Below are 10775 nucleotides of genomic sequence, written 5' to 3'. Positions count from 1 at the left end.
CATGTTAAATATTTTTAAATCACCACTGGTGCGAATCAGTTTGGGTCTGGTGATGCTGACGATCACCATGCTATTGATCACCGATGCGCTTGGTCTGGTTCCGGATACGAAAAGAGCCGAGCTGAAGGCCCGTAAAGTGATCGCAGAATCTATTGCAGTACAGCTCTCTACAGAAATTGCCGAGCGTAAGCTGCGTCGCGTCGAAAGGCTTCTGAGTACCGTAGTGTCGCGGAATGACGAAATTCTTTCTGCTGCAGTTAGAATGGGGGAGGGCAAGCTGATTGCTCAATTTGGTGGCCATGAGCAGCACTGGACTCTGGCTCGCGATGCTAAGTCGACACCGGAGCAGGTGCGGGTACCTATCTTTAATGGCTCTGCGCGATGGGGGGCAGTAGAGCTGAGCTTTAAACCATTGCCGGGTATGGGTGATATTTTCTCCAGGGGAAGCTCTTTCTATACCGCTATCCTGTTTATAGCGCTGGTTGGCTTTATCGCATATATGATGTTTCTTAAACGAACGTTGAGTGAGTTAAACCCGGATTCAGTGATTCCTGATCGAGTGCGAGAAGCGCTGGACACGCTGGCTGAGAGCCTCCTGATTATTGATACCGATAACAGGATTATCTTTTCAAACAGTAATTTTGCCGCCAAGCTCGGGCTGCCTCCTCAGAAACTGGTTGGTAAGCTGAGCAGCAGCTTTGAGTGGGAGGTTGAGTCTGATAAAAATGGTAGTGCAGAGCTGCCATGGCTTCGGGTTCTGGCCGGTCAGAAGTTGCCGGAAGACGAGAAGATCAGGCTCAAAACTTCCCACGATAGTGTGTATTCCTTTAACGTTAATGCTTCATCAATAACCACCCCTGGCGGTAAGGTCAGAGGGGTTTTAGTAACCCTCAATGATATAACTGAAATTGAAAAGAAAAGCGAAGAGTTACGCCGGACATTCAGCAAACTGGAAAAGAGTCAGCGTGAAATTACCCGGCAGAATCGTGAACTACAAATACTGGCCACCCGTGATCCACTGACCGCTCTGCTGAATCGAAGATCCCTTGCTGTAGGTTTTCAGACTTTGTTTGATGAGGCCCGGGAAGAGGAGGAGGAGCTGAGTTGTATCATGGTGGATATCGACCACTTTAAGTCGGTAAATGATCGATTCGGCCATAGCGTAGGTGATGTGGTAATTAAGTTGCTTGCGCGAATCCTGACTGACCACTCCCGCCCTAATGATCTGGTCGGGCGCTATGGTGGTGAGGAATTTTTGTTGGTGTTGCCTGGCGTCGGTTCCGATATAGCTTTCGGGATTGCTGAACGTATACGTTTGGCAGTACAGGAGGGGGATGATGAAAATCCTCTTTCCGAGGCTTTGGAAATAACATCCAGCTTTGGGGTGGCAACCCTGATGGAGGCCTCAGAGAGTTATTCCATGATGTTGGAACAGGCCGATAAGGCTTTATATTCAGCTAAAGAGCAAGGCCGTAACCGGGTGGTTATCTGGTCCGGTTCAATAGACGGCAGTGCCGAGCATGATACAGAGCATGAACCGCTTAATCCTGAAATAGAGTCGCAGATAGCCGCTGGTACTGAGAACCTGAGTTGCAGTGATCTGAATGATTCAGAAGCAGTGTTGACCTCGCCAGCCGATGAAGCATTGTTGCACAACCTGCTGAATAAGGATCAGGACAGCTTTGCCAATAATGTGCTGCAGTCAGGCCGGATTGAGCAGGCGGTGACATGTGCCCAGCGTTACGATACCAAGGTTGCCGTGATGGTTATCGATATTGACGCTTTGCACTATGTGAGCGATACCCTGGGTCATGCGGTGAATCAGAAAATTGGCAAGACGATTGTGATTCGCCTGAAGCAAGTATTGAAGTATATGAGCAAGTCCGCTCTGAAAGAGGATGGTTTTAAGTTCAGTGTTTCATTGCTTGGCTTTAATAAGATCGTTGTGCTTCTAATGGATCTTGAACGGAGTGAAGTTGTGCCAATAATTTTGCAACGTATGTTCAGTGTTTATAACTCACCGGTCGAGGTGGAAGGCCACGAATTTTACCTTAACTCGAATATCGGGGTCAGTTTGTTTCCGGAAGATGGAAAAGAACCCGATTCCCTGATCCGCAATGCCTGTAGCGCGATGCGGGAAGCCAAACTCAGCAACGGCCGCAACAGCTTTCGTTTCTATGATGATGATATTAATAAGCGATACCGTAAAAGGATTCGTCTGGAGGCTGAGCTCCACCGGGCAGTGGAGCGTGATGAGTTCATCGTTTGCTATCAGCCAAAGATAGACCTGAAAACCGGTGTGATAGTTGGAATGGAGGCCTTGATACGCTGGCAACACTCGCAACTGGGTATGATTCCTCCGGATGATTTTATTCCTTTGGCGGAGCAGACCGGGTTTATTGATGAGATCAGCCAGTGGGTTATCAGTACAGTGTGTCAGCAGATTAAGTTTTGGCAGGATGCCGGTCATGGCACCGTTAATGTGGCGGTTAATCTGTCCCCGCTTGAATTCAGGGACCCGGAGCTGGGCGATAAGATAATCAAGTTAGTCGCCGATTCAGGCGTGCCGGTAAGCGCGCTGGAATTTGAAATTACCGAAACCACCGTCATGCAGAATATGGATACTGCGATCGATACCCTGATCAAGCTAAACAGTGCCGGGTTTGGTATTTCGGTGGATGACTTTGGTACGGGTTACTCCTCACTGAGCTACCTGAAGGAGTTCCCGCTCAGCAAGGTTAAGATTGATCGTTCATTTGTGACTGAGTTTATTCAGGACTCAAGCGACGCGGCGATTGTCAGTGCAATCATTGCGATGAGCCATAGCCTGGGGCTTCGGGTGATAGCGGAAGGGGTGGAAACCAAGGAACAGTTACGGTTCCTGCAAGACCTTCACTGCGATGAAATGCAGGGCTATCTGGTGAGTCGGCCGGTGATGACAAAGGATGTTAATGCATTGTTAGGCCGGGCCCATGATATCCGGGATATGATTGTGGATTCTAGCGGTGATTCCGGTTCTGTTGGATATCAGGGGATGGGGAATGTTACCGGTATGATCAGCATACTGAACGATTTTCCCGCGCCGGAAGAGGTGATTGTTGATGGGGAGTCTTCCGCTGTAGGGGAGTAGTTTTTCATACTCCCTTATATTGCATCTGACTTAGACTCTTCTTGTCCGCCATATCCCCTCAGCAGTGAACAACACCAGCGCAGTCCAGATAAAGGCGAAGGTGATTAGCTTGTTACCATCTAAAGGCTCGTTGTAGATGAACACCGCCAGCAGGAAGGCGATACTCGGCGCGATGTATTGCAGCAGGCCGTTGAGGGTCAGCGTTAAACGGCGGGTGCCCGCAGCGAAGCATATCAGGGGCAAGCTTGTAACTAGCCCAGAGGCGATCAGTAACAGAGTCGTGTAGCCTGTGGTGAACAGGAACTGCATATCACCCTGTAGCGTGAGCCATATCAGGTAAATCAGTGCTACCGGGCTGAGCAATAGAGTTTCAATGAGCAGGCCGGAGAATGCATCGACAGCCAGGCGTTTACGTAGCAGGCCGTAGAAGCCAAAGCTGAAGGCCAGCACAAGAGCTACCCAGGGCAGGCTGCCTAGCAGCAACAACTGATAGCCGACGCCAATAGCAGCCAGAATGATAGCTAACCACTGAATCAGCCTTAGGCGCTCGCCGAGAAAGATCATTCCCAGCAATACGCTGATCAGCGGATTAATGAAGTAACCCAGTGCAGTTTCCAGAATGCGGTCTTGCCCTACGGCCCAGATAAATACCAGCCAGTTAAGCGATATAATAATTGCTGAAAGCAACAAACCAGCAATCAGGCGACGCTGTTTAAGGTAGCTGGTAAATTCCTGCCAGCGGCCGGTAGCCAGAATAATAACGGCCAGAAAGGCGACCGACCAGAGTACTCTGTGGGCAACCACTTCAAACGGGCTGACATGGTCGACCGCCTTGAAATAGATCGGTACCAGCCCCCACATACCGTAGGCGGCGAGGGCGAACAGAATGCCTTTACGTTGCTCGGTATCAGTTGGCACTCGATTGTCCCTGTATTGAGGCGGATTGGTCAGATGTAACTTTGTGCATCAGAAATCGATACTGGAATTTGTCACTGGTGTAGTTGAGCAAACGTGTCATTACGGCAACAAACAGCAGGCTGAAAGCCAGGCGAGCCCAGAGGATACCTGACAGGTCTGCGCCCATCGTCAGGACCAGCAAGGTATCTTCGATAATACTGTGACACAGACTTAGCAGGCAGAGTGCTGAGAAACAGTCTTTAGGGCTGATATGTCCGCTCTGTGCTTCACGGATCAGCAGTCCTCCACCGAAAGATAGTCCCAGTGTTACACCGATAATAGTCAGTGAGGCGGCTTGTTGGCCTATGCCAAGTAACCTGAGTACCGGACGCAACAACCAGATCATCAGACGCTCAATATGCACCCAGCGCAGGAATCGGAGCAAGCTGAGGAGTGCGGTTACGATCACGACGATCATCGCCAGACCTTGCAATTGAGTGATAATCCACGCTGTAAGACTGGTATCGGTAACCGGGGCGATCCAGATAAGTTCGACAGGTTGCTGTAACCAGCCCCCCCAGCGATAGCTGTGATGTAGCAAGGCACCCAGTACTAACGCGCAGATCAACCTTATTAGTAATGCAGTGGCAAAGCGGACGCCCGCTTTCTGAGCGATGCGTAGCTCTATCGGCAGGCTGTGGGCGATCAGTAGCATACTGCTGAGCACGGTTACCTGGGCAATGGTCAGGTTTTCCTGAGGTGCCAGCTGAAAGAATATCAGCATACCTCCGTAGATATTGGTCAGTAGAGTGGTAGTCCAGACCAGCCCCATCGTATCCGGCAGGCCAACTAGCTGCATCAGGGGTTCCAGTGCCCGGCTGATATAGGGGATAGCGCCCAGTTCTTCGAGTATCTTGACCGCGATAAGTACCGGAATGGTTAGTTTGAACAGCAGCAGGCACACCTCATAGGTCTCTTTTGCCAGGCTTGGAATAGTTTGTTTGATGAAGTGATGGGTAAGATTATTCATTTGCTGCGGCCTGAAATAACGAAACAGTAGTGTAATTGAGTTTTAATGTGTTGGGTTTCGTATATTCTTATATTAACGAAATTAAATATCTTTTTATCAGTTCAATACTGAATTGAATTAGCTTATTAAGCTGGATTGTTGAATTTATGAATATTGAGCTGGATCGTATCGATCGTCATATCCTGAACCTGTTGCAGCAGGATAACCGTATCAGCAATCAGGAACTGGCGGAGCGGGTTGGTCTTTCTCCGCCGGCTTGCCTGCGTCGGGTTCGCAAACTCAGGAATGACGGAATCATCATGGCTGATGTATCCCTGGTTGATCCCCGGGTGATGGGGCGCTATCTCAACATCATCGTCGAGGTGGAGATGAACCGGGATCAGTCTGATGTCTATGATGCCTTTATCAAAAAGATGGATCTGGCAGCTGAGGTGACCCAGTGTTATCAGGTAACCGGAGAGGTCGATTTCCTTTTGATGGTGCCTGATATGGAGGCCTATGAAACCTTTATTCGCCGGGATCTTTCCAGTGACGTTAATCTGCGCAAGTTTCGGACTCTTATCTCTTTGCGTCGGCAGAAGTTTAAGACGTCGATCGAATTATAGGATCCTCCTTCCGGATGTTGTCTTAAGAAAGATCAGGGTCATCCTGTTCAGTGGGCTCATCATAAACTTGTAGCTGGCCATCCTGAATGCGCACTGCAAAACAGTCAATATCCTCGAAGGCGGGGGGCTTGAGCACTTTGCCTGTTTTCAGGCTAAAGCAGGCGCCGTGTCTGGGGCAGGTAACCGTCGCGCTATTGGCCGTGTCGTTAGCTTTGCTGTTCGTCTTTTTGTAGGTTGTGTTGTGGGTCATGCTGCCGGTCGTACTTGAGAAAGTCCCGCCATCAAGCTCGCCACCATCGTGGGGGCAGATATTTTCAACGGCATAGTAATAGCCATCGATATTCACCAGTAATACACTGAATTCATTCAGCTCAATCACCGTATGCTCGCCCGGTTCTAATCCGGTTGCTATGTCACACCAGTGTGCCATTTAACAATTATCTCCGTGCAATTAATGCAGGCCAGGTTGCTCTTTCAGAGTAGCCCAAGTTGCAATTTTGCGGCTTCAGATATGCGACTTGAATCCCAGGGTGGATCGAATACCAGTTTGATATCTACGGAACGAACACCTCTGGCCTGCATCAGTTTTGCTTTGACATCGCTGGCCAGAATTGCCCCCATGCTGCAGCCTGGAGCTGTCAGAGTCATCTCTATCTGAATGTGATTGCCACCTTCGGGGTGACGGCTGATATGGCAGCTGTACACCAGACCCAGATCAAGAATGTTGACGGGAATTTCCGGATCAAAACAGGTTCTGAGTTGGCGTCGGATCTCGTCGTGATCGACCGGGACATCTTCACACTCACTGGCAGCTGTGACTTCTGTCCCTGTGTGCAGGGGGATTAAGCCGAGGGCGTCGGCATCCCGACTATCAATGCGCACCAGAGATGAGCCGGTTTTGACGGTATAGGTTCCCCCGAGGGCCTGTTGAACTATGACTTCAGTGCCTTTGGTGAGGGCTATCGACTCGGCCGATGGAATCAGCAGGGCGCTACAATCCCTCTGTAGTTTGATTGTTTTTTTGTTTTCCATTTGCCAGCCCCCTCCTATACATCGATATTCTATTCAGTAGTAACCCAGGCCTCAGGTTTGTCTTCACCGCCGTTGAGGGCTCCAATCAGGGTATGCCAGGCCAGTGTGGCGCATTTGATTCGGGTCGGAAAGGCTCGCACACCGGCTAATACCTGGAGTTTGCCAACCTCTGACTGAGCTGCTTCATCGCCAGTGAGCAACTGATGAAATTGTTGGAACAGAGTCTGCGCTTCAGCTGCTGTTTTGCCTTTCAGACTTTCGGTCAGCAGGGAGGCTGATGCCATTGAGATAGCACAGCCTTCGCCCAGAAAAGAGGCATCTTCGATGACCGGTTCCGGCCCGGGCCTGATTAACAGGAACAGCTGCAGACGATCGCCGCACAGAGGGTTATAGCCTTCCTGGCTATGGCTGTATTCCTGCAGCACTCTGAAGTTACGGGGGCGTCGTCCATGGTCAATAATGACTTCCTGGTACAGTTCACGCAGTTCGTTATTCATATAAAACCTGGCTTAATATGTTGGCTTTTTTCTGCTCCTCAGGTTGCTGGTTGCTGGTTGCGAGTGTTAAAAAAGGTCATCAAACCGCTATTTAAATATGCGCTTTACCTCGTGTAAGCCTGCTACCAGAGCATCGATATCTGCGCGGTTGTTATAGAGTGCGAGCGAGGCCCGGGCGGTAGCTGCGATGCCAAAGCGTGTCATCAAAGGCATAGTGCAGTGATGCCCTGCGCGGATCGCAATGCCAGACTGATCCAGAATTGTGCTGATATCATGAGCGTGGGCTTCTGGCATTACAAAAGAGAGGATGCCCGCTTTATGCCTGGCGGTACCGATCAAACGCAGGCCTTCAATCGATAACAGTTGTTCAGTGGCGTAACCCAGCAGTGCCTGTTCATGGCGGACAATCTGATCAAGACCGATGTTATTTATATAACCCAGAGCACAGCCCAGACCTATGCTGCCTGCTATATTGGGTGTGCCTGCTTCAAACCGGTAGGGCAGCTCGTTGTAGTCTGTATGAGCAAAAGTAACACGACTGATCATGTCGCCCCCGCCCTGATAGGGCTCCATCTTTTCCAACAATTCCTGTTTGCCGTAAAGCACACCAATACCGGTTGGTCCGTACACTTTATGGCCGGAAAATGCATAAAAATCAGCATCCAATGCCTGCAGGTCAACCTGCAGATGAGGTGCGGCCTGAGCGCCATCAATAAGTACTGTAATGCCCTGCGCATGGGCTAGTTTGATCATCTGCCTTACCGGATTGATAGTACCCAGGGCGTTGGAGACGTGAGTGATGGCAAGCAGCCGGCATTTGGGGCCCAGCATTGCTGTAAATGTATTCTGCTCGATTTCACCGGCATCATTAATCGGGATTACTTTTAATACAGCGCCGGTCTGGTTACAGATAATCTGCCAGGGCACGATGTTAGAGTGATGCTCCATGGTGCTGATCAATATTTCGTCCCCAGGGGATAGCAGGGGTTTGGCATAACTGTGAGCAACCAGGTTAATCGCTTCGGTGGTGCCCCGCACGAAGATGACCTCTTTTCGGCTCTTTGCGTTCAGGAACCGCTGAATTATATCCCGGGATGCCTCATAGGCGCTGGTGGCTTCTTCGCTGAGACGGTAAACCCCGCGGTGAACATTGGCATTAGTTTGTAGATAGTATGCCTGGATACAGTCAACGACCTCTCTCGGTTTTTGGCTGGTGGCAGCATTGTCCAGATAGACCAGAGGCTGGTCATACACCCGGCGTCCCAGAATGGGGAAGTTCTTGCGTACAGCGTCTATATCAAACGTTGGGCTATTGTTGACCAAATCTGGAGCTTGTTTGCCGTGGATGCGATCGCGCATGTTCATCACGACCACCTTAGGGGCTTGTATTGTTCATCTGGTTGCCGTGCCCCGTCAGGTTGCGAAGCCAGGGCAATACGAGTCAGAGAGGTTAGCTGTTTACGTAGCGGTCCTGCGTCCATGCGATTCAGCAGATCGTGGGCAAATGCCGAGGTCAGCAGGGTACGGGCACTGTCCTGGTCCAGACCTCTGCTGCCAAGATAGAACAAGGCGTCATTATCCAGCTGGCCTACTGTGGCACCATGGGAACACTTAACGTCATCGGCCTCAATCTGCAGTTCGGGTTTTGTGTCGATCTCCGCTTTTTTGGAAAGCAGAAGGTTCTTATTCACCTGACGGGCATCACTTTGCTGGGCTCCGGGGTGAACCACCGCCATGCCGTTAAAGACTCCACGAGCCTGACCGTTGAGAATACCTTTGTAGAACACTTCGCTTTTGCAGCCGGGCTGGAGATGATCGATTCTGAGGTGGTTATCGAGATGCTGGCGACCCGCGAGGACATAAAGCCCATCCAGCTGGGTCTGAGCGCCTTTGGCGGTAAGCCGGACCTGAATGTCATTACGGCAGAATCCGCCATCGAGTGCCAGCGAGAAGCTATGAAAGTGACTGTCTGCGGCCTGTTCTACGTGGATGCCGGCGATATGCTGACCCTGCGCACTTTCCCGAACCAGCTTAGAGTGGTTTAGCCGGGCGCCGTTTGCCAGAACGACTTCGGTAAGGGCATTGGTAAAATGCGGAGCGATACTTTTCTGTTTCTCAGGAGGTCTGCCCAGATACTCTTCGATCAGCTGGGCCTGCGCTCCCGCCTCCAGCACAATGAGCAGGCGAGGATAGCAGGCTTGAGGTTCTGGCTCTTCGGGGCTGTAAAACAGGCAGTGAATCGGCTTTTTCAGGTGGCAGTCCGCAGGCACATAAAGCAGGACTCCATCTTCCAGACAGAGCGAATTCAGTGCTGCAAATGGATGGTTTTGTTGCTGTGCAATGCGTCCCATATGGCTTTGAATCAGGCAGTCTTTTTGTTCCAGTGCCTGTTTTAACGGTATCAGTTTAACGTCCGGCGGAAGTGCCTCAAGCTGAGACAGGTCCGCCTGAAAATGCCCCGCGATGAATGTTAAGCGGTAATTATGAATAGGAGTGACAGCCTCACTCGATGCGCTGAGGTTTATGGCCTGACTTTTTATCGTGCGGGTCATCGTGCGGGGGGGCGCGAGATTAAACGCTGTTTGGTGCAGTGTTTTGATACTGGTGTATTTCCAGGCTTCCTGTCGCGTAGTCGGCAGTCCTTGTGCCGTGAAGTCCAGCTGCGCCTGCTTGCGAAACGCAGTTAGCCAGGGCCAGTCTGAACCTGCTGGAGAATTATATTCGTGTACTTCATTGAGATGTCTGGCCATCTGCATCCGGCACCTCCTGATCAATTTTCAGCGATGCATTCAAGGCTGCGTGTGATTCGTCAGAAATGAACTGAGTCTTATCAGTTATCGATTCCGGCTGGTCTGTGGTATAGCCTTGTCGCTCAAGTTCCAGAGCCAGCTCAGGTCCGCCTGAGCGAATGATACGGCCGTCCTGTAGTACATGAACCCGGTCGGGCACCAGGTATTCCAGCAGGCGTTGGTAGTGGGTTACCAGTATCAGGGCACGATCAGGACTGCGAAATGCGTTGACTCCGGCGGCAACCCGCTTCAGGGCGTCGATGTCGAGCCCTGAGTCGGTCTCATCGAGTATCGCCAGTTGCGGCTCCAAAACCAGTAGCTGGAGTATCTCATTACCTTTCTTTTCCCCTCCGGAGAAGCCTTCATTGACCCCCCGGTAAAGCAGGCCTTCTTCCATCTGCATCCGGGCCATTTTATGTTTTACGTCGGAGAGAAAATCGATCGCATCCAGTTCCGGTTCACCGCGTTGTTTGCGCAGGCTGTTAAGCGCACTCTTAAGAAAGTGAATGTTACTGACGCCGGGGATTTCTACCGGATACTGGAAGGCCAGGAAAATCCCGGCTGCCGCACGTTGTTCGACATTCAGTGATAGCAGATCTTTACCCTGGTATAACACTTGTCCCTGACAAACATGGTAATCAGGGTGGCCTGCCAATGTCTGGGCCAGCGTGCTTTTCCCTGAGCCGTTAGGCCCCATGATGGCATGGACTTCGCCTGCAGCCACTTCCAGGTTGATACCCTGCAGGATCAGCTTGTCTTCAATACGCACGGTCAGGTCTTTGATGCTCAGCATGT

The 10775-nt window shown here is 50.9% G+C and carries 10 protein-coding genes; 2 read left to right on the top strand and 8 right to left on the bottom strand.

Going from position 1 to position 10775, the window contains the following annotated elements; all coding sequences use genetic code 11:
• The first annotated feature begins 1 nt into the window (after position 1).
• Positions 2 to 3130 carry an EAL domain-containing protein gene (locus ACQUQM_RS14415; protein WP_432470591.1) on the top strand — a complete coding sequence of 1043 codons (3129 nt, stop codon included), beginning with the start codon at positions 2 to 4 and terminating at the stop codon, positions 3128 to 3130.
• Positions 3131 to 3160: 30 nt separating this feature from the next.
• On the opposite strand, the gene rarD is transcribed toward ACQUQM_RS14415, so the two are convergent.
• The gene (rarD, locus tag ACQUQM_RS14410; protein ID WP_432470590.1) at positions 3161 to 4048 is read right to left on the bottom strand and encodes an EamA family transporter RarD; all 888 of its coding nucleotides are present in this window, start codon (positions 4046 to 4048) and stop codon (positions 3161 to 3163) included.
• Entirely contained in the window at positions 4038 to 5057 is a 1020-nt protein-coding gene (locus ACQUQM_RS14405; protein ID WP_432470589.1) for a hypothetical protein, read from the bottom strand. The genes rarD and ACQUQM_RS14405 overlap by 11 nt, the downstream gene beginning before the upstream one ends.
• A 146-nt stretch (positions 5058 to 5203) precedes the next feature.
• Between ACQUQM_RS14405 and ACQUQM_RS14400 the strand changes: the two genes are divergently transcribed.
• Complete coding sequence (locus tag ACQUQM_RS14400) at positions 5204 to 5662, top strand: Lrp/AsnC family transcriptional regulator (protein WP_432470588.1); 459 nt, start codon at positions 5204 to 5206, stop codon at positions 5660 to 5662.
• 22 nt (positions 5663 to 5684) lie between these two features.
• On the opposite strand, the gene ACQUQM_RS14395 is transcribed toward ACQUQM_RS14400, so the two are convergent.
• The 6 genes from ACQUQM_RS14395 to sufC form a co-directional block, all read right to left on the bottom strand.
• The gene (locus ACQUQM_RS14395; RefSeq protein ID WP_432470587.1) at positions 5685 to 6092 is read right to left on the bottom strand and encodes a Rieske (2Fe-2S) protein; all 408 of its coding nucleotides are present in this window, start codon (positions 6090 to 6092) and stop codon (positions 5685 to 5687) included.
• Between the two features lie 44 nt (positions 6093 to 6136).
• Positions 6137 to 6694, bottom strand: coding sequence for a putative Fe-S cluster assembly protein SufT (gene sufT / locus ACQUQM_RS14390; protein ID WP_432470586.1), 558 nt, complete (start codon positions 6692 to 6694; stop codon positions 6137 to 6139).
• Between the two features lie 29 nt (positions 6695 to 6723).
• On the bottom strand, positions 6724 to 7191 hold the full coding sequence (gene sufU / locus ACQUQM_RS14385) for a Fe-S cluster assembly sulfur transfer protein SufU (RefSeq protein WP_432470585.1): 468 nt from the start codon (positions 7189 to 7191) through the stop codon (positions 6724 to 6726).
• Positions 7192 to 7278: 87 nt separating this feature from the next.
• Positions 7279 to 8556, bottom strand: a complete 1278-nt coding sequence (locus tag ACQUQM_RS14380; protein WP_432470584.1) for an aminotransferase class V-fold PLP-dependent enzyme — start codon at positions 8554 to 8556, stop codon at positions 7279 to 7281.
• On the bottom strand, positions 8556 to 9947 hold the full coding sequence (sufD, locus tag ACQUQM_RS14375; RefSeq protein WP_432470583.1) for a Fe-S cluster assembly protein SufD: 1392 nt from the start codon (positions 9945 to 9947) through the stop codon (positions 8556 to 8558). The genes ACQUQM_RS14380 and sufD overlap by 1 nt, the downstream gene beginning before the upstream one ends.
• Positions 9922 to 10773 (bottom strand): Fe-S cluster assembly ATPase SufC, encoded by an 852-nt coding sequence (gene sufC, locus ACQUQM_RS14370; RefSeq protein WP_432470582.1) that lies wholly within the window; start codon positions 10771 to 10773, stop codon positions 9922 to 9924. Before sufC ends, sufD begins: the two co-directional genes overlap by 26 nt.
• Between the last annotated feature and the right edge of the window lie 2 nt (positions 10774 to 10775).

The organism is Amphritea sp. HPY (genome assembly GCF_050870985.1).
Classification (GTDB): Bacteria; Pseudomonadota; Gammaproteobacteria; order Pseudomonadales; family Balneatricaceae; genus Amphritea.
This window is presented reverse-complemented; position numbering and strand designations above follow the sequence as displayed.

Coding starts and splice junctions, on each gene's coding strand:
- ACQUQM_RS14415 (WP_432470591.1), top strand. CDS start 2: ATGTTAAATATTTTTAAATCACCACTGGTGCGAATCAGTTTGGGTCTG.
- ACQUQM_RS14405 (WP_432470589.1), bottom strand. CDS start 5,057: ATGAATAATCTTACCCATCACTTCATCAAACAAACTATTCCAAGCCTG.
- ACQUQM_RS14400 (WP_432470588.1), top strand. CDS start 5,204: ATGAATATTGAGCTGGATCGTATCGATCGTCATATCCTGAACCTGTTG.
- ACQUQM_RS14395 (WP_432470587.1), bottom strand. CDS start 6,092: ATGGCACACTGGTGTGACATAGCAACCGGATTAGAACCGGGCGAGCAT.
- sufT (WP_432470586.1), bottom strand. CDS start 6,694: ATGGAAAACAAAAAAACAATCAAACTACAGAGGGATTGTAGCGCCCTG.
- sufU (WP_432470585.1), bottom strand. CDS start 7,191: ATGAATAACGAACTGCGTGAACTGTACCAGGAAGTCATTATTGACCAT.
- ACQUQM_RS14380 (WP_432470584.1), bottom strand. CDS start 8,556: ATGAACATGCGCGATCGCATCCACGGCAAACAAGCTCCAGATTTGGTC.
- sufD (WP_432470583.1), bottom strand. CDS start 9,947: ATGCAGATGGCCAGACATCTCAATGAAGTACACGAATATAATTCTCCA.
- sufC (WP_432470582.1), bottom strand. CDS start 10,773: ATGCTGAGCATCAAAGACCTGACCGTGCGTATTGAAGACAAGCTGATC.